General features: G+C 47.6%; 12 protein-coding genes. 4 read left to right on the forward strand and 8 right to left on the reverse strand.

Annotated features, from left to right (window positions below):
- Positions 1-278: 278 nt before the first annotated feature.
- From KD145_RS15675 to KD145_RS15685, 3 genes are read right to left on the reverse strand one after another with little or no spacing between them, the layout of a single operon-like run.
- Complete coding sequence (locus tag KD145_RS15675; protein WP_211999791.1) at positions 279-1,619, reverse strand: alpha-L-fucosidase; 1,341 nt, start codon at positions 1,617-1,619, stop codon at positions 279-281.
- Between the two features lie 32 nt (positions 1,620-1,651).
- Positions 1,652-3,808 carry an alpha-galactosidase gene (locus KD145_RS15680; protein ID WP_211999792.1) on the reverse strand — a complete coding sequence of 719 codons (2,157 nt, stop codon included), beginning with the start codon at positions 3,806-3,808 and terminating at the stop codon, positions 1,652-1,654.
- A gap of 27 nt (positions 3,809-3,835) precedes the next feature.
- Complete coding sequence (locus tag KD145_RS15685) at positions 3,836-5,626, reverse strand: alpha-L-fucosidase (RefSeq protein ID WP_249219381.1); 1,791 nt, start codon at positions 5,624-5,626, stop codon at positions 3,836-3,838.
- A gap of 1,396 nt (positions 5,627-7,022) precedes the next feature.
- Between KD145_RS15685 and KD145_RS15690 the strand changes: the two genes are divergently transcribed.
- The 4 genes from KD145_RS15690 to KD145_RS15705 all read left to right on the forward strand — a co-directional run bounded on the left by KD145_RS15690 (position 7,023) and on the right by KD145_RS15705 (position 11,718).
- A complete protein-coding gene (locus KD145_RS15690) occupies positions 7,023-7,595 on the forward strand; it encodes a TetR/AcrR family transcriptional regulator (protein WP_211999798.1) in 573 nt (190 codons plus the stop codon).
- 50 nt (positions 7,596-7,645) lie between these two features.
- Positions 7,646-8,083, forward strand: coding sequence for a universal stress protein (locus KD145_RS15695; RefSeq protein ID WP_211999799.1), 438 nt, complete (start codon positions 7,646-7,648; stop codon positions 8,081-8,083).
- A gap of 298 nt (positions 8,084-8,381) precedes the next feature.
- Positions 8,382-10,967 carry a phosphatidylglycerol lysyltransferase domain-containing protein gene (locus KD145_RS15700; RefSeq protein WP_211999801.1) on the forward strand — a complete coding sequence of 862 codons (2,586 nt, stop codon included), beginning with the start codon at positions 8,382-8,384 and terminating at the stop codon, positions 10,965-10,967.
- 43 nt (positions 10,968-11,010) lie between these two features.
- Positions 11,011-11,718, forward strand: a complete 708-nt coding sequence (locus tag KD145_RS15705; protein WP_211999802.1) for an AcvB/VirJ family lysyl-phosphatidylglycerol hydrolase — start codon at positions 11,011-11,013, stop codon at positions 11,716-11,718.
- On the opposite strand, the gene KD145_RS15710 is transcribed toward KD145_RS15705, so the two are convergent.
- The 5 genes from KD145_RS15710 to KD145_RS15730 form a co-directional block, all read right to left on the reverse strand.
- The gene (locus KD145_RS15710) at positions 11,701-12,039 is read right to left on the reverse strand and encodes a LytTR family DNA-binding domain-containing protein (protein ID WP_211999803.1); all 339 of its coding nucleotides are present in this window, start codon (positions 12,037-12,039) and stop codon (positions 11,701-11,703) included. The genes KD145_RS15705 and KD145_RS15710 overlap by 18 nt on opposite strands.
- A 449-nt stretch (positions 12,040-12,488) precedes the next feature.
- The gene (locus KD145_RS15715) at positions 12,489-12,767 is read right to left on the reverse strand and encodes an HTH domain-containing protein (RefSeq protein WP_113617006.1); all 279 of its coding nucleotides are present in this window, start codon (positions 12,765-12,767) and stop codon (positions 12,489-12,491) included.
- 222 nt (positions 12,768-12,989) lie between these two features.
- The gene (locus KD145_RS15720; RefSeq protein WP_211999804.1) at positions 12,990-14,348 is read right to left on the reverse strand and encodes a hypothetical protein; all 1,359 of its coding nucleotides are present in this window, start codon (positions 14,346-14,348) and stop codon (positions 12,990-12,992) included.
- 309 nt (positions 14,349-14,657) lie between these two features.
- The gene (locus tag KD145_RS15725; protein WP_249219383.1) at positions 14,658-16,850 is read right to left on the reverse strand and encodes a DUF5916 domain-containing protein; all 2,193 of its coding nucleotides are present in this window, start codon (positions 16,848-16,850) and stop codon (positions 14,658-14,660) included.
- A 200-nt stretch (positions 16,851-17,050) separates the two neighbouring features.
- On the reverse strand, positions 17,051-19,660 hold the full coding sequence (locus KD145_RS15730) for a family 20 glycosylhydrolase (protein WP_249219385.1): 2,610 nt from the start codon (positions 19,658-19,660) through the stop codon (positions 17,051-17,053).
- Between the last annotated feature and the right edge of the window lie 100 nt (positions 19,661-19,760).

The following is a 19,760-nucleotide window of genomic DNA, read 5'->3' on the forward strand; positions in this document are numbered from 1 at the left end:
GTTATACCAGCGAAACCGGTATCCTGAAGCTGAAGAAATATTGCCGGCATACAAGAAAACCCGGCTAAAGCGCTTCATCCCGAATGTTTAACAATAAAGAAATGGTGCACTAAAAATAATACCTTTTCTCACAAAAAGAAATAATTCCCACCAGGACAACATGTTAATCATTTAAAACATGGTCAGCGCTTCACACAATCATGGCAGGTATCTGCATAAAAAAGCGGAGCGCCGTGTACAACCATACACAGCGCTCCGCTCCAGGATATTTGTAATGTTTACTCCATCACCAGCTCAATCACCGGTATTTCCACATCCGGCTTCCGAACCGGCAAATCCAGTACCAGCGCACCTTTATCTGTACCTTTCATCTTCACCTCTGAACCATCATGCAACAACTGCGCATACTTTACCTTGCCTTTTAATCCCGGTAATTCAATGTGCTGCAATGGATAATCCAGCAGATGCACGTACAACCGCTTGGTGTCCGGGTTGTAGGTCAACAGCGTATTATCCGGCCGCTGAATGCCTGCCGGCGCTTCTGTACAACCGTAAATGGAACGGCTGTTTACCTTCATCCACTCTCCCATACCTTCCAGTCTGTTTTGTGCACGGGTATCAAACAATCCTCTGGAAGTAGGGCCTACATTAAGCAGCAGGTTACCACCTTTGCTCACAGATTCAATCAGCAGCACCAACAGCTGTTTGTTATCTTTCCAGGAGGTTTCATCCCGATAATATCCCCATGAACCGGAGAAGGTCTGACAGGTTTCCCAATGCACCCGTTTTCCGTTGCGGGTGGGCCATTCAGACACCTTGTATTGTTCCGGCGTCACAAAATCGCCTCCATCTTCATACTCACCCAGGTCCAGCCTGTCGTTGATAATAATGCCCGGCTGCAGCTTACGCACCATCTTAATCAGCTCGATGGAATTCCAGTCGTTATGATCTTTCCCATGTTCTCCGGGATAGGAAAAGTCGGTCCACAGGATGTCTATTTTACCGTAGTTGGTCATCAGCTCCTTTACCTGATTATACAGGTAAGTGCGGTATTTGGCCATATCCCTGCCTTTATTGAGGCGTTCGTACTCTTTGGCATCATTCACACGCTGCGGATGTACACCGTCGATTGTAAAGTCAGGATGGTGCCAGTCAATCAGCGAATAATAGAAGCCTACCTTCAGGCCCTCTGCACGAAAAGCATCCACCCATTCCTTTATCAGATCTTTTTTGATAGCTGTATTAGTGGCTTTGTAGTCTGTAAATTTGGAATCAAACAGGCAGAAACCCTCGTGGTGTTTGGTAGTGATCACCGCATACTTCATCCCTGCTGCTTTGGCCATACGGGCCCACTCCTTCGGATTGTACAGGTCGGGATTGAAATTATCGAAGTATTTCTGATAAGCGCTGTCGGTAATACGCTCATAATTTTTAATCCACTCATGACGGGCAGGCAGGGAATACAGACCCCAGTGGATAAACATACCGAAACGGTCATTCAGCCACCACGACAGCCGTTTCTCCATCTGCTCCGGCGTTTCATTAAAGATCTTCTTCTGTTGTGCCTGTATCTGCAGACAACAGAGGAAGGTAATAACAGCAAGCGTTAGCTTCTTCATAATAACTAAATTATACAATAAAAAAATATGAATTACTCCGCCACCAGCCAGGTGTATCCTGATGCCGGGATGGTCACTTTAACGTGGGCGGTATAGTTACGGTCAAGGGAATACGATATCGGACGGCCTTCTTTCTCCCGGATGCTGACCGTGTTGGTAAGCCCGCTATAATACAATGGCAGGGCTATCACCCGGGTAACAGGCTGCGTAGTGGGATTATACAGCATTACCAGCGCTCTTTGTTTCAGCACCGGGCTGACATGCATGATCCCGTCCCAGTCACGCCCATCCGCGCGGCGCAGATGGATCACATCCGTATTGAGGATATCGCGGTATTTTTTGTACCAGCTGATCACCTGTTGTACCAGGCGCTGTGTGCTAACGTCGTCGTATAAACGTGGACCACGGTAACAGGCCTGTACGCCAGCACCATAGTATTGCATCATCAGTTGCTCGTAGGCATCCAGATGGTCTTTCAACGGTTCCAGTGTAGCCGCGGCTCCGCCGCCCTGGTACTCGCTGAGCGGCACAAAACCCCAACTCATGGAAGGCGTTTTTTCCCAGGTACCATCAAAAATATTCTGGCGGTTCAGGATCAGCTGCTCGGCGCGTGGCAAAGAGAAATTGACTTCCCGATAGCCCAGCGCTATCTTATTGGTACCATCCATGAAGTACCAATCGGGCGCGTTGATGTATACACCGCGCTCATTCAGGAAATGATACAGTCCTTTCTGCAGCTGTATCTGTTTCCATTGTGAATCGTCTTTGCCGATATGTCCAGGGTGGGTAGTAGAAGCGCATACATCACCGGGATAGGGACCGTCGTTTTCGAATATATCGAAGCCGGTAGCGATAATGAAACGTTTTAATTTAGCCAGATAACCGAGCCCCCATTTGCTGCCCAGACAGGGCGCATTGCCGAAGAAAGCGCCACCCGGCTTACCGGTGGCCGGGTTGATCACATCATCTTCATCACTGATACGCCTGCTCGAAAACAGGGAATAACCACCCAGCAGTACCTTTTTACTATGTGCATAATCAGCCAGGGCTTTGAACTTTGCGATATTCACCTCACTGGTATCTTCCATGTTCAGTCCGCTGCCAAAGCTCAGGATCACCCCTTCATAACCGGTGGCGGCGCACTGGTCAATGATATTTTTCACTTTTACCGGATCGGTGCTGACCAGGTGCATGAAGATGGGATTTTCTGTTGACCAGGGTGCAATCGTACGGTACATGCGACGTTTGGCCAGCCCGTTGCGTTCCCGGTCATAACCATCCAGCAGCAACTCATAGGTACGGATAGACTCAAAATGTTCACCGGCAGCCAGCGCTATGCCCACCGGCACTTTAGGGTGTACTTCCAGCAGACAAGGCGTTTGCAGATCGTAGTTCACTTGTGAAGTATAGGTGCTGTCTGTTTTCCAATGGGTAGTCTGATCGCTCAGCCTGGCAGTCATCGAGTTATTGAAAGTGTAATTGCTTTCCACATATATCCCGTGCGGGGTCCGGATCTTATCGGGCTGACCCACTACGGTAGATTCTTCTTCCGGTGTGGCCAGTATTTCGTTGACTACCTGATCGAGTTTCAACGTTTGTGCGGCACCGTTAGTAATCTCCAGCCACTTGGCCAGCAGGGGGATGCCGTCAAACAGTTCGTAATGCACTTTTACGGTGATACCCTGCAACGCAGGCGCCTGTGCACGATAGGTGAAGATCAGTGCTTTACCAGTAGGCATATGGGGATTGGAACACCAGCCTCCGGGTTTCCAGTTCAGCATTGGCTTAATTTCAGTCAGCTGATGGCCGGTATATATAAAATCTGTTTTACCGGACTGCAGGCTGTCCAGCCAAACAGGCAACAGGTAAGCTTGTTGTCGTTGGCCGCTGGCGCCACCGATTTGGTAGTCATGCCCATCGATGGTGAGCCTGGCTTCCGGTTTCACAGAACGAAGCAGCTGTTCTCCGCTGGTCAGGTTACGGAAATCGGTACAGATCACGTTGGGGGCTGTACGAAAACTGCGGCTCAGCAAACCGTTGCTGAGTACAATTTCTTTCCCTTTTTCCGTAACGGTGGCCGTATAACCTTTGGGGTCTATGAGCCAGTCACGGGCCGGCGGTTTTGTCTGGGCCACTGCCAGCGTGGAATATAGCGCTGCAGACAGCAATAGCGGTTTCATTTGTTTCATTGTCACCATGCTTTAAAGAGGATATACTTATTTTACAGGTTGCAACACGATCTTCCGGAGGCGGAATAGTTCCTTTTTATTGCCTGATACAGGTTTCACTGTCAGGTTGTGTTTGCCGGGCTTGTCCACATGCAGGATACCGATGGCATGCTGAATAAACATAAAAGGTTTATGACTGTCGTAGGCGCCGGTAAACAGTGTCAGAAAGGGCAGCTGCTGTCCGTTGAGTGTGACTACTCCTTGCTGGGAGGCAGCAGACTGGTCACAGGCGTAGTCGAGTATGATCTTATAATCACCTGCCTCCTGGATGTCGAGCGGGAACACCAGCGCATCTTCCGGATCTTTCATATCATAGGCGCAGTTGTCGTGTTTCCAGTCGCCGAAATAATGAGAATAGGTGAACAATTTGTTTTTGGCAGCACCGTTATAAACAGCCCATATGGAAGGAATGTCTGCCTGTGGATACTGACTGCTGACGGTTTGTGTACGCAGCTGCGACAGATCAGCCTGTGTACCGCCGTATTCCATTACCAGCACTGTATTACGTGTATCCGGTAACGTTATCGGCAGTTGTATAGTTGTTTCATCAGCACCTTGTGTAAAGGCCAATGTTTTATTACTGCCAAGGATTTTTACCGACTTTACTTTAGCGTTGACACCGGGTACGCGGAGTTGCCTGTTAGCCGGGGCTTCCCATACATGCAAAAACAGTTTTCCTGGTTTGCTGGTCGTAACGCCCCAGGGCTGTGCTGGTATCAGGCCATAAGTAGTGCCATAGATACTTTCTCCGTATTGTTGCAGCCACTTACCGGTAGCTTTCAGGTATTCGACAGAATATGTTGGCCATTTACCCTCTCCATCAGGACCTACATTCAGCATCAGGTTACCACCCTTTGATGCCGCGGTAGATAACAGATGAATGATTTCTGCCGGAGATTTGAAATTGAGATCATGTTGAATATAGCCCCAGGAATCGTTGTGTGTATAGATACATTCCCAGGCGCCGGAGATAGGCACTGGTGGCATTTCAGAGTCACCGAAGTCGCGGTAGTCGCCCAGGCCATGGCCTACCCTGCTGCTGAAGAGGCAGTTGGGTTGTAACAAACGCAGACTATCTATCATCTGTCTGGTTTGTTCAGGTGTAAGACCTCCGGGCATATCAAACCATATGAGGCCCAGCGGACCGTAGTTCGTCAGCAGTTCTTTCAGTTGCGGGATAGATTTACTACGATAGTATTGCTGATAGTCTTTGTCTTTTACTTTGAAATCCCAGGTGTTACCGCCACCGTTGGGCTCATGCCAGTCGAGAAACTGGGAGTAATAAAACCCGAATTGTATGTCTTTATTACGACAGGCTGCGGCCAGTGCTTTCATTGGATCCTTTCCATACGGTGACGCATCTACGATATCGAAGTCGGTCACTTTGGAATCAAACATGCTGAAGCCTTCATGATGTTTGGCTGTGATCACCATGTATTTGATACCGGCTTCCTTAGCAGTCTGAGCCCATTGGTTAGCATCAAAACCTTGCGGGTTAAAGGTTTTAGCGACCTGAGCATATTTATCAGCAGGTGCTTTAGCGCGGTTCATCAGCCATTCTCCGCTGCCGTAGTAGCTGCTGTCGTTCCATCGGCCGCCTAATCTGGAATAAAGTCCCCAGTGGATAAAGAGGCCGAATTTAGCTTCAGTAAACCATTTCAGGCCGGGATGCGTGTTGTTGTTATTCCCCGATTTTGTCCACATATCGGGCATATCCTGTGCGGAAAGACCATGGCAGAGGCATACCATGCATAATAGCCATACAATTCTGTTTTTCATAACGCCGGATTTTTTATAGCACCGGGGAAAAAATATACATAAGCGCCGGCATCTGCAAGCGGCTGGAAAATGCTATCAGGGAAAGGGAAAATGATACAAGTAAAAGCAAGCGGTGAAGGCTATACGCTTTCATTAACGAACGGTTAACCAATAATACAGAATGGAATTTCTATCTTCGGTACAAGAAGTTAATCGGTTGCATGGCGACATGATAATTTCCAAATACTAGCATTATATTATTCAACATATTAGTAGGCTTCAATTTTGATTTATTACATCTGTCAGTAACTTTTTTATTTCTGCAGATGACATGTGAATGTTTTTTTAAGCCCTTGCTGTTTCAGCAAGGGCATTTTTGTGTGTGATGAATTATGATGATGGTGATGAGTATGATACTGCGATGTGATAGCAGGGTTATAGGTTTTATATCAATATGCCATCCGTTTATCCGTTTCTTTGTTTTTTAGTGTGTATTATTTCCTTTTTCGGATGATTTGTTCCTTCGGATTTTTAAGCGTCGATATCACGCTTCTATTTTCATCAACATCAACACCTTTTTGGGGTCATGCTCTTTCCTTTGCTGGCAGGGCTTTTCGCTGTGTCAATTTTGGATTTGTGGATATCATTTCCCGGACGGTGTTGTATTTCCCGATAAAAATTTGTTCTCCGCAACATATGGCCTTCGCATCAGCAGTGCGTTTCATTAGTTATTAACACCCCATGTGGATATCGCGTGTGGATTGATGTGGATAACTGTGGAAAAATACCCCAACTTTCAAAACACTTACCAGTAAAGGCTTTCAGGTCATTTTACCAGTCCTAAAATTTGTTAATCCGACCCCATTTAGATTCTGTTAACTAAACCAGGATGGATTGCCAGTAATATTACGGTACTAACACTGCGTTACGAAAAATAGTAACAAATGAAATGCATACATCTAACAAATATCTCAGCTAAACCCCAATCGGCTTGTCCAGGCCAGTTGGATTTTTTTAATCAATGGTTGACTAATTTAAACATGCTGTTTAAAACAGGCTACCACCAAAGCCTGGTTTAATCAACAAACTAATACCCCCGTGGTATAAACTACGGGGGTTTATCAGAAGGGGTTGGCTTCCCATCGTCTTTCCTTCACCCGCACTTTCTGCTTTACACAATAACTCCGGATATCATATCCACCTTTGCTGTTCTCCATAAAACCATTTCTACCACACTTACATCCATCAGAAAACCGGGACTTTTACAGTTCCCCGCCCCTGACAAACCCAGCCTCCAAAGTACCGCCCACAAAGCGTTTACAGCCCCATCCATCCGTTAGACCTGCCCTGTTGGAAGTACGACAAAGAGATGACACTTATCATTTTTGGTGAATAATTATTCACTTATATTTGTAGTGTGAAATTGAAAGACGATAAGAAGTATGCCCGGATTTTCAGGGCTGTGCTCAAGCTGGTGGCTAAAAAGGGGCTAGCCGGCATGACCATGGGCGACATCTCCAAAGAGGCCGGTATTGCCACCGGTACTCTGTATGTATATTTCAGCAGTAAAGATGAGCTCATCAACGCCCTCTTCGCCGCCTGCCGCGAAAACTCCGTTACCATCTCCTTCAAGGGATATAATGCGCAGCAGCCGTTTAAGCCCGCATTCCGGAATATCTGGATGAACATACTCCGTTACCGCCTGCAGAACTTTGAGGAATTCATTTTCCTGGAACAATGTTACCACTCCCCTTACATCACCGCAGCTACACGCGAAAAAGCCAGACAGCTGACCGAACCGTTCTACGCGCTGATCTCCAGGGGACAATCAGAACAACTGATCAAAAACATTGAAACAGATTTGCTGATCACATTTATCATCGGCAGTATGAATGAGCTGGTAAAACAAATCCATTACAGCGGCATAGCCCTCACCAGATCAAGGATGAACCATACCTTCGACCTGTGCTGGGATGCTATCAGAGCCTGATGGTCCATCGGTTTTAAAATGAATAATTATTCACAATAAATTCACCGCATATGTCAGAAATATTGATCGCAGTTGACCTGGGGCCCTTCTCCGAAAACGTTATCCGCACAGGCGTGGAACTGGCCGGCAAAATGAACACTTCCGTAACATTGTTTACCGTGATCGAAATCGGCATCGGCCTGGGCCTCCCCGAAGCCGGTCCAGTATTTACCGATGATATCCAGGGCAGAATCAAAGAAGCGGAAGATATCCTGCAGACATACAAAAACGACTATCCTGATGCCAATATCAATATTCAGGTAACAGCCGGCAACCCGAAAAACGAAACCCTTGATCAGGCGCACAACGGCCAGACCTCCATCCTCGTTGTTGGCACCCACGGCCGCACCGGCCTCAATCACATGCTGGTGGGCAGTACCGCCGAATACATCATTCGTCATGCCCGTATACCCGTACTCGTTGTTCCTTACAACAAGGAAGATCATTAAAGTAACCACTCAACAATCATAAAAAACAACTACAACGGCCCTGTCTGTTGTTGATCCCGGCTCTCAATGGCCGGGATTTTTTTATTTAAAATTTTACCCGACAAGCCCATCCAATCCCTATAAATCCCCCTTCCCCTCGCACTTCCTAATGAAAATGGACAGATTATACATACAAAAAAAATCGTATTAATTGATTTCCTACAATATTAAAATCCGCTTAAACTCGTGCTCATTCAAGTTCTGCACAGTCTGATGGCTTAACTTTGTGAGTTAACAAAATCTCAAGTTACCATTTACCATGCCTCTTGAAAAAAAGATCCTGTCTGCGGCTTTTTTGCGGAAACTCCACTGGAAGGAGTTATTAGCATTGTTGTTTATTCTGTTAGCCATCTATTTTTTCCGTTCACAACGCCATGAATTATCCTCTCTGGTGCCTGCCATCGAAAAGGCAGACCGGGTATGGGTGTTTATCGGTATTGCTGTAACAGGCATATACATTCTGTTACAGGCCCTCATGTATGTATTCAGTTTCCGTGCGATAGGCTCCAGGCTGAGCACCTACCTGAGCACTGAACTTTTTCTGAAACGTAACCTGCTTTCCGTGTTTCTGCCAGCCGGCGGCGTTAGCTCCCTGGCTTATGTACCGCAGAGTTTGCGGCGTGCACAACTCCATAAACAACAGATACACCAGGCATCCGGTATTTATGGATTTGTAGGGATCCTGTCTGTTTTTCTGGCAGGCATACCGGTAGTGATGTATGCCATGCTGCATACCGGCAGTATGAAAGACGCCGGCTGGGGACTAGCCGCTATCTGTGTATTGCTGGCCGCTGTAGTGTGGGTGGTACATTCCATGCAAAAAAGGGGAAAAGCCTATCAGCTGTTGATAAAATATTTTCCGGCCACTGCCCATAAGGTTGATGAAATCTTCTCCTTTCAGTTGTCCATGCCTTCTTTTACGTATACCGTGCTGGCATCGGTGCTGATTGAAGTCACCGGTGTGGCCCATCTGTACCTCAGTATGTTGGCAGCAGGGGTAGCCCCTTCGCTGGAAGCAGCCTGTGTAGGGTATATTGTGGCCACTATCTTCCTGATCATCTCTCCGTTTCTGCGGGGCCTCGGCGCCATCGAGCTTTCGCTGGCGTACCTGCTCAGCAATTATGGTTACTCGACACTGGAAGCACTGGAGATCACACTGTTGTTCCGTTTGTTTGAATTCTGGCTGCCCCTGGCGGCCGGTATCGTGGCTTTTGCACTGAAAGGCCGGGACCTGGCGCTGCGGCTGCTGCCGCCCATCCTGATCTTTTTACTGGGGATGGTCAATATTTTCTCAGTACTCACCCCTCCGCTGGCTTACCGTATGCATCTGTTGCGGGCTTATATACCTGGTACTTCCATCCATGCCTCCAACCTGCTGGTGGTATTTTCCGGGCTGATATTGCTGGTAACGGCCACCTTCCTTTTCAGGGGGCTGCGCAGCGCCTGGATCGTAGCGCTATCAGTATCCCTGATATCTATATTTGGTCACATGGGTAAAGCGCTCGACTATGAAGAGGCATCCCTGGCGCTGATCACCAGCATCCTGTTACTGGTCACTGCCAGACATTACCGGGTGAAAAGCAACCGGCAACTGGTGAATATCGGAGTCGTCACGGCGGTGGCCACTTTCCTACTGGTATTGATATTTGGAACCGTCGGTTTTTATTTCCTGAATGTGCGGCATTTCGGTATTGACTTCACCTGGCAGCAGTCCTTACGGCATGCCTTCCACTGTTTTATGTTGCTGGAAGATGATGGCCTGCGCCCAGGGACCCGTTTTGCACGGGAGTTCATGTCGGCCATCCGTGTGCTGGGTGTCAGCTCCTGGGCCTTCCTGTTTTATACCATTATCCGTCCATACCTTCAGGTGGCCAAGCCTACCAACACATCTCTTGAAAAAGCGAAGTTTTACCTGAGCCAGTATGGCGATTCTCCGATGGATTATTTTAAAGTAGGACAAGATAAGATCCTGTACGTATCTGATCAATATGAAGGTTTTATTGCCTACCGGGTAGCCAGTAGTTTTGCTATTGTGCTGGAAGAACCGGTTTGCAGCGAAGACAATAAACTGATGTTGCTCGAAGAATTTGAGCAACAATGCCGGAAGATGGGCCTGCGGCCCGCTTTTTACCGGGTAGATGAAGACAGCACCTATTATTTCAGCCAGCTGAAGAAGAAAAAAATGCTGATTGGTCAGGAAGCCATTATGGATATCCGTGATTTCACCCTCAGTGGCAAAGACAAAAAATCGCTGCGTAATGCGCTCAACAGCCTGGCCAACAAAGGGTATGTGACCACCCTGCATGCAGCACCTCAATCAGCGGCTATGCTGGCTGAGCTGAAGCAGGTAAGCGATGAATGGCTGGAACAGTATGAGGTGAAGGAAATGACTTTCTCACAGGGCCTGTTTGATGCTACCGCCATGCGGGAACAGGACATGATCACCGTTACAGATGCCGAAGGCAAAATAGTGGCGTTCCTGAATATTATTCCCGACTATACGCCGGGAGAATGCACCTACGATCTTATCCGTAAGCGTACCAATGCGCCCGGTGGTGTAATGGACGCACTTATCATCGCATTAATACAGGATGCGCAGCAGAAAGGGCTGCAATACCTCAACCTGGGCATGGTACCGATGTCCGGTATCAGTCAGCCTGAAAACACGGCCGAAAAAATGGTGAAATATGCCTACGAGAAACTGCGTTTCTTCCGGCATTACCAGGGCTTAAGGGAATTCAAGGATAAATATGCCACTGTGTGGACCAACAAATACCTGATTTACGAACATGACTTTGACCTTCTTCAGCTGCCAGCGGCCCTGAGCAAGGTGATGCAGCCTTAGTGCGGAACAAATTTTGTTTAAGAAGAGGAAGATATATTTGTATATGCGAACCAGAGATTTAATACATGCAGGAAGGTTTTTGCTGATAGGAATGTTGTTTTTTTCAACTGTTCAGTTGCGGGCCCAGTCCAACGTGAACAATTTACCTGTACAGGCTAAAGCCCCGGCACCTGGCACTACGGCCCCGTTGATATTGTATATAACGGGCGACGGAGGTATGAAGAAATTTTCGGTCAATATGATCGAGGCATTCCGGCAGCACAACTACCCTGTGGTGGCGCTGAATGCGTTGAAGTATTTCTGGAACAAAAAGACGCCGCAGCAGGCGGCATCCGATGTAGCAGAGCTGATCCGGCATTACCAGGCGGCCTGGAATGTCAACAACGGCGTGGTACTGATTGGGTATTCCATGGGCGCCGATGTGTTGCCCTTTATCTACAATCATCTGCCTGCCGGTATTGAATCGCAGGTTACCCAGATCATCTTTCTTTCCCCTTCCCGTTTTACTGATATGGAGGTACATATTTCCGATATGCTGGGCAGATCGGGCAATAAGGGGATGAATGTAACGGCGGAGATCAACAGGATCACCAATAAGCCGGTACTGCTGGTATTGGGGTCGGAAGAGAAGGATTTCAACATCGCAGACCTCACCCTGCAGCATTATAAAAAGCTGGTGTTACCGGGCGGGCATAACTATGATGAAGATGCCAATGGGGTGGCCGGTAAGATCTTATCGGCTATCCGCTGAGTAGCCGGCCATTCCGGCAGCCAGGGCCAGGAGCGCCTGACGGGTCACCGGGATTTTGACCGAGCCTATCATCACATGGTCTTCCCCTAGTTGGGTAATATGCCGGTAAGACACTACAAACCATTGGTGGACCCGCTGGAAGGTGGTGAGGGGTAGTCTGGACATGATCCAGTCCAGTGTTTCCAGGGTAGCCAGGTGATATCCTTTCATATGTAACAGGATGTGATCGTTCATTACTTCGAGGTATTGCAGTTCATCATACCGGATTTTTTCGTGCCGATCACCACACCGGAGGATAAAGTAGTCATTTTGCATAGCCATCAGTTCTCATTTGCAGGTTATGAATGTGAATATGTTTAAAATGGGTAACGCGCTGTTCTTTATGCAGTTTAAAGAAGCAGGTGACTGGAGAGAAACCTGCGTGTAATCTAAAATCTAATCTAAACCGCGTTATAAAAAAAGTCGTTTTATGTTATCCTCCCCGGGTAACAGGTGTATCCCCGGAGTGCAGGTGTATTTCAGTGAGGGTAAATATGGGGGGAATAAAGAAGGATTTTGTTAACCACTTGTAAACATTTAAAGAATAATAAAAAAATGGACAGGGCAGGTATGTGGTACATACATTCCCTATCCATTTTAATGAATTTAACAAAAGATTCTGTACGGGTCGGAGTTGAGGCCGGCCAGGGTAAAATCTTAGGCCCACAGGGGGCAGCTGAGGCGCAGTGACAGCTTCCCGGTTTCCCGGCAGGCAGGTCAGGCGCGGACTTTTACCAGAGATTAATCAGGAGGAGCATCATTACTGTACCCACGGTGACGAGGTTCTTAGAGAACCGGATGTTGAAACCACCTTTTTCTGAGTAGTAATAACTTTCTTTGTACCGGTCGTACTCAATGGGAGCACCTAACTCCTTCATCATTTTGAGGAATTCATAGAGTGTTCGTTCGGAAATACGAAGCCGCTTGGCTAGTTGAGCGGGTTTACCGGTCCCTTTGATCCTGATGAGGTAATCAATGGTTTGTAGTCGATCAAAATAACGCTTTGGCATGTGGCATAGAGGGGCTTAACGGTTATTAATTGAATTTACGATAATGTTCAGGATTAAACCAAGATTCCCATATATATATTTTATTGTAAATATTAGTAATCTGATTTAAACGGGTTTCTCAAAAAAATCGGCTGCGGGTCAATGGCGTCAATGCGGTTGTTCTGCGTACTTTTTATTAACGTGGAGAAGGGTAAATTATTGGATATAAGGACTGAAAGATGTCTACTGCAATAATGCTGCATAGATTATATCGGCAAGTGCTGCGCCGTGATCGGCAGTGGGGTCTGGTGGCCGGGTAGCATAGATGTTACCATTCCTGCCTATCACAATCAGACTGGGATACTGACTGATATTGTACTGTTCCAGTATCCCCGCACCCTGGCCACCAGCCTGCAATTGCACACCGGGATATTTGCGTGGCACACCCTTGTTGCAACAGATATGTACAAACACTACATCGTCTTTATTAAAGCAGGTATTGATTTCAGCGAGTGAGGGCAGCAACTGGTCACTATCATCATAAAAATGCAGGAGCACTACCTTTCCGGTAAAATAATTCAGACTGATATTATGTCCACTACTATCGGGGAACGTGAAAGGAGGCGCAGGCGCCCCTTTGCTGAGGCCTTTCTTTAACTTGCCATATTTGGTAGCAATAGCCTGCCTGCATGCTGCATGCTGAACCAGCGTCAGATAATCTTCCGCACATCGTGCCAGCTCCTCCGGTTGCCCGCCGGCAGCAAGGCTTTGCAGCAGATGATGCGCCAGTAGCTTATCCCGCATCACTCCTGTGTAATGTGTTTTTATCCATTCATAGATATCGTGCTCAGTACACTGACTGTGCTGTTGCATAAAGTAGTCAGCTTCCGCCTTCTGCAACAGGTAATTTAAATAACGGACAGCCACCGACGTAGTATCCGAAGGTATGATCGCCGGTAATGCAGGCCTGATCATCTGTTGGTATAGTATGGTTTGCTGCGCAGCCGCATTACCGTCCTGCGGGATACGCCACAAACAACTCACCAGCTTGCCCGCTGTTTCCCCCAGCACATTGGCACGGACTACCGCATATACAGCCGGTGGTAAACTATCGCGATAAGCTTTCAGCACACTTTCTGCAACCCGCAGCTGCTCCCGGTGCCAGGCAGCCCTTGATGCCGCATCTTCATCCACAGGCACGGGAATACGCTCCTGTATATGTCTGGCAAGATATTGCACCCGGCAAGCCAGCGCACCACGTCCAGCAAACACCATCGTATCTTCCTCAAAAAATAATTGTACACTATCCCCCGCACGAAGCATCCCGTAAAAATTGCCGGCACTGCCCGCATCGATATACACAAAGCCCTCCCTCACCTGGTCTGCAGGCAACCGGAAACAAAAAGTATCCTGCTGTAACGGCGCCTCCTCCGTCACTGCCTGCGATACACCAGGCTCACTCCACCAGGATACCGATACCTGCTGGCCATTATGCCCTTTCACCTTTCCGGAGACTACTGTATAAACCTGTGCAGTCACTGCCTCCACCATCATCAGGAATCCTATTGAAAATAAAAATGTCCGTTTCATGGGGTGTTGCATACTAGATAATTTTAAGGGGCAAAAAAAATCCCCACAGTAAAAACCGCAGGGGGTTGTATTCACAACGATAGTAAATGAAAACTCTGATGTTTTGAGCTGTTCTAGTTTTTTTAGGATGCGGCCATTGTGTTTTTACGGATCACAATGATAGAAGGAATTACGAATAGATATGTTAACGAGATCTAAACATCTGCTTATTAACAAATTTTCAGACAGACTGAAAGGCAACAAAAAAGACAGGGTATGCCCCGAAACCGGCGCACACCCTAAATAAACCGTCACGAGACCGGCTATGGAAAATACTATTGATTAAATATTAAACCAATACACCAGCTTCAGCACCAACGCCCTGTTTTTAACATGCAGCGGCTCCGGAAGATAGTTGTCGGTATACACAATAAAGAGGTCGGAAGCCGGCCGGTAACGCCACTGGAAACGGGTATTCAGGTTCATGTTCTTCTGCTGCTCGTTATACTGCATAAAACCGGTAAAAAACAGGGTATTCGTCATCGTCACATCCAGCCGGGGACCAACGAGCCAGAAAGAAGTATTGCCCCAGGGCTGAGGAAGCCGGATATGGTTGTAATTGGCACTCAACGCAATACTCACATAAGGCTGGAAACGATATCCCAGCTCGGCGTTGGTCATCAACCGGGTCCCTCCTTCATAATACCCCCCATAACGGGCAGAAAAAGCATAGGTAAAAAGGCTTTGAGGCTTGGATACATAGTCTGCCCCCACCGTATTCCAGTTATGCCGCGTACCGGTCTGTAAACTGTCTTTATCCGTATTGGTAGGATCAAATGGATTCAGCAGCCGGATATAAGTGTTGGAACCCCATACATTCAGCGTATTCCGCTGCCGGAAAACGATCCCGTAGGTAAACATCGTTTCGTTATCAGTACGGTTAAAACGTTCATCCATAAACCAGGTAGTATTCAACTGAGGCCCATGGCTCAACACCCCACCCAATTGCGGAAAAAACAGACGGGTCACCTGCGGCATCAGCTTGATGTATCCCTGCCGGGGCACATACCCCACTTCGGCATTATAGTTCCGGCCCACATATTCGTGCTGCCAGCTTACATTCCATACTTTGCTGGTATACTGGAGATTGGCCGCATGGGCAAAGTCATGGCCTGTTTTACCAGGACTATACGACTTGAGCAGCATCGCCTTACCCGTCCAGAAATTATTGGACGAAGCCAGGTTATACTCCAGACCCATGTTACGGTTGTAACGCGAATACACCGGCTGGTCCTCCACTTTGGAAGGATCGTAGTTCAGCGATTCCTTATTGATAAAAATGAAGCCCACATTAGACCTTGCAAACACTCTCCGCTGCAGGGCCGCCACTGTGAAATTCTGTGCCGGCAGGCCAATCTCCTCCTTCTTTCCCGTTTGCATGTTCATCACACCCAGTCTCCAGTCCTTATTCAGCTTGCCACTCAACCGGGCGCCAAAATGTATAGGCGTTCCCAACCCGATACGCCGGGAGAAAAAGGGCCGGATATTAGCATAACCGAAGTTGGAGAGCTGATCCCCGTTTTCCAGGAAAAACTGCCGTTTCTCAGGGAAGAACAACTCAAAGCGATCCAGGTTGGTCACCTGTTTATCCACATCCACCTGAGAGAAATCAGGGTTTACCGTGAGGTCCAGATTCAGAGAGGAAGTCACCGCTACCTTGGCATCCAGACCTACATCCCTGCGGAATTTGGCAGGCGTGCCCTTATCATAGTCTTTGGCAACACCACCCAACAGATACGGTATCAGGGAAATATTAGGCCCTGCTGCCGGCGGCACCGTATCCCAGTCGAGGCTACCGGTATACGCCAGCGATGCAGTGGCAAACTGCCGCGGCACCGGCGCCCAGGCCGATTTCTCCGTTGTCTTCAGATCATTACGGCTGAAGTTAATCCCCCAGTGGGTTATCCCTTTCTTATAACGGATCGTCTTAAACGGAATAGCCGCTTCAAAAACCCATTTGTCATCATAATTTTTAACAACAGAAGTCCATTTGTTATCCCAGCTCAGGTCTACCTTACCTCCATCATACATAAGGCCATCCCATTGCGCTCCCGCAGCATTGGCACCGAAAGAAAAACCATTTGTCTGATCATCAAAAGGGTCCATAAAAAGCAGGAAGTTGTCGTTCTTCAGAAAAGCAAAGTCCCGCCGCAACGACTCCACCATATAAGGCCCATCACCCAGCTTGTAGTTTTCCACCAACAGATAAATATGCTGCTGATCATAGGTCATCCTTACTGCTGTCCGCACGTTGGCAGCACTGGTATCCATCGGTAATACCATCCTAAAGTTAGTGGCCACTTCGGCATCTTTCCAGGCCTGTTCATCAATTACACCATCAATCTTTACAGGTGAAGTTGCCTTTCTTATCTTCAGATGATAAGATTCATTTTTCTTTTGTTGCTGAGCCATCACAGTAACCGATACAGGTATGCTTAACAGGCAGCAGCACAATAAACGTGGAATTGTATGCACTGTCAGAAATTAAAAGGGTCAGAGAAACAAAATACAACAGTGATTTTTATGATGGGGGTGATTTATATGATGAGGGTGTTTTACATGATGAGCGGAGATTGAGTAGTGATGATTGAGGTAGAGATTACGAATAAATAAAAAAGAACGTCCCCATTGATGTGTATCAATGGGGACGTTCTTTTATTTTATGTAGTATATAACTAGTTCTTATTGTTGAGTAACTGCGTAGTAGGCTGCGGCACTTTTACGGTAGTAGTACGGCTGCTGCGGCCACGGGTGTTGAATACGCGGAATTTGACAATTTTTCCACCCGCTTTGACAGGTCCTGTATACACCGGGCTTTTTATCGTAGGCTCTTCACCGTTAGTAGTGTATCGGATTACCATTCCCGGCATCTGTACATTGGCACTTACTACACCCTCTTCAACAGAAGTGCCTGCTGTGGGGATACGCCAGTTATAACCACCGTTGTAATAGTCGAGACGTGGCATTTCACGTTTGCCCAACACGTTGGAGAATACACTCCAGGCCTGTGCATACATCGCATCTGATTTGGCTGTGTCTTTTTCGGTAGCCCATGCCGGATCCTGTGCCCAGGCACGTTCTGCCAGTCCGAGTAACTTAGGCAGCATCATATATTCCATACGGTCGGAAGTGGTAACCGTTTCACTCCACAACAAACCTTGAATACCGCGGATATTGGACTGTCCGAAACCAGTGAGACGATCTTTACCTACAAACATAGCAGGCGTCACCGGATTGCCTCTTCCATCCACTTTGGAATTCCTGTAGTAATCGAAAGGAATGAAGTAGAAAGGTTTATCCACATCTACAAAACCACCCCAGTAAAAACCTGGTTCATCGAAAGATTTCATGGCAGCCATATCAAAGTAGAAGTTGCTCACACCGGAGAGAATCACCTTGTAACCCGCATTGGCCAGGCGATAGGAAAGATCTTCCTGACCACCGCCGATAACATTGTTCCATACGTTCAGCTGGAAATTATCATTAGCGAAATCGGGATTCGGAATACTGGACACTTCTCCGTCGAGGGTGGTTTTACGCATACCTGTTTCTTCCCAGCCGGCCAGTTCCATACCACGGACTTTAAGCAGATCGTTCACCTTACGGTAAAAATAATACCACAGGTCGTTTACATTTTTCACGCTCTTATCCTGTTGCATCAGCGCCAGGCAGGCAGGTGATTTTTCAAACACACCATGTGGCACCTCATCTCCGCCCATATGTACGGCAGGCAGTGGCGCACCAGCTTCTTTATACATCGCCTGCAGCTCTTCCACTACTTTATCGAGGAAATGATAAGTAGAGGGCAGGGCTACGTTCATTACGTTGTCATTCCAGTTTTGTACGGAACGGTACTGGGATTTATCTTCCAGGTCTGTCAGCAGATATTCGCTGGCTTCCTTGTCTTTACCCACCGCTTTCAGGCGATAGTAGCGGGCTTCCATAGATTTCACCGCAGCACGGGCATGGCCGGGCGTTTCTATCTCTGGCAATACGCGTATATGCCTTTCCGTTGCATAACGCAGCACTTCGATAAAGTCGTTGCGGGTAAGGTAACCGGTACCGGCAGCATTGCTGGTGTCGGGGCCGGAGCCGTAAGAAGGCGGCAGCATGTTTTTCCAGTCAGTGCTGTGCCCGCGTTTGGCACCTACCTGTGTCAGTTCAGGCAGAGAAGGTATTTCAAGACGCCATCCTTCATCGTCGCTGAAGTGGTGGTGCAGCACATTCAGTTTGTACAGAGCCATTACATCGAGGATACGGAACAGGTCACGTTTGCTGTGATAGTTACGGGCCACATCGATCATAAAGGCGCGGTAGTTGAAGCGGGGATAATCTTTCACCTGGACAGCCGGTATGCTGATAGATTTCTGCACACCGGACCATGCCGTAGGTGTTATCAGGGATTTCAGGGACTGTATACCATAAAAAGCGCCTTCGTCGCTGCCGGCAGTAATGATAATGCCTTCAGGTGTTACCTGCAACGTATAGGCGTTAGCAGCCAGGGTTTTGTCGAGGTGAAAAGCAACGGTCTTTTTACCTAAACTACGTTTACCCAGCAACGTTATCATTTCTTTTTCCAGAAACTTACCACTGGCTTCCAGTGCGGGATCTGCGGTGATCACCGGAGGAGCGTCCAGCAGCAGGTTTCCGCCGGAGTTGGTAACAGATACCGGCGTAGGGAAAATCGGAGGCAGCTGTGCAGCAGGGATATCCTTAATGGCAGCATTCTGTTTAAATATATCCGTTGGCGTTACTACGGCAGTTTTATCACCGGGATAACGCATGAGTTGTTTGGCGGTAGTAGAAGGGCGGATGCTGTAGTCTTTAATCGGCATGCCTGTTTCCTTCTGGTCATCCCATACGATGTACAGGCCGGAGGGTGCGTCGGTAAAGTTAACAGCCCAGGCATCTCCTACGATGCCCAGTTTCAGGGAATCTCCGGGAGCGATACCGGCAAAATTTTCTGCTGGTGTAAGACGAAACAGATCACCGTTGATATGTTCTACTTTCACATTTCCTGGCAGTACACCAGCTTTCACCATGCGCACAAAGTTGAAATACAGTTCCCAGCCTTTGGTGGGAAAAGGTTTATCACTGTTGTTAACAAAAGTGAACGTCGACAGAAAATTGGCTTTGCCCTGGTGGTTGTTTTCAACTACTTCCCAGCTGGTTTTTAAGCGCGAAGGATCAAATGGAGCTGATTTCCTGGTCTGGGCAAACACGGTAGTGCTGGTGAGCAACAATCCCGTTGTCATGAGTTTCCCTAAAAACTTATGCCTGATCATGGTTTTGATTAAATTAGAAATAACGATATAATGAAATGCTACAATGGCAATTAAATACAGGCGGATGGTGAAAAATGGCAATTATCCCGGTCGTGTCTAC

Source organism: Chitinophaga sp. HK235 (assembly GCF_018255755.1).
Classification (GTDB): domain Bacteria; phylum Bacteroidota; class Bacteroidia; order Chitinophagales; family Chitinophagaceae; genus Chitinophaga.

Bases quoted from the DNA above. Each gene is read 5' to 3' on its own strand.
- KD145_RS15675 (WP_211999791.1), bottom strand. From the start codon at position 1,619: ATGAAGAAGCTAACGCTTGCTGTTATTACCTTCCTCTGTTGTCTGCAG.
- KD145_RS15710 (WP_211999803.1), bottom strand. From the start codon at position 12,039: ATGGCTATGCAAAATGACTACTTTATCCTCCGGTGTGGTGATCGGCAC.
- KD145_RS15680 (WP_211999792.1), bottom strand. From the start codon at position 3,808: ATGAAACAAATGAAACCGCTATTGCTGTCTGCAGCGCTATATTCCACG.
- KD145_RS15695 (WP_211999799.1), top strand. From the start codon at position 7,646: ATGTCAGAAATATTGATCGCAGTTGACCTGGGGCCCTTCTCCGAAAAC.
- KD145_RS15730 (WP_249219385.1), bottom strand. From the start codon at position 19,660: ATGATCAGGCATAAGTTTTTAGGGAAACTCATGACAACGGGATTGTTG.
- KD145_RS15705 (WP_211999802.1), top strand. From the start codon at position 11,011: ATGCGAACCAGAGATTTAATACATGCAGGAAGGTTTTTGCTGATAGGA.
- KD145_RS15685 (WP_249219381.1), bottom strand. From the start codon at position 5,626: ATGAAAAACAGAATTGTATGGCTATTATGCATGGTATGCCTCTGCCAT.
- KD145_RS15715 (WP_113617006.1), bottom strand. From the start codon at position 12,767: ATGCCAAAGCGTTATTTTGATCGACTACAAACCATTGATTACCTCATC.
- KD145_RS15700 (WP_211999801.1), top strand. From the start codon at position 8,382: ATGCCTCTTGAAAAAAAGATCCTGTCTGCGGCTTTTTTGCGGAAACTC.
- KD145_RS15720 (WP_211999804.1), bottom strand. From the start codon at position 14,348: ATGCAACACCCCATGAAACGGACATTTTTATTTTCAATAGGATTCCTG.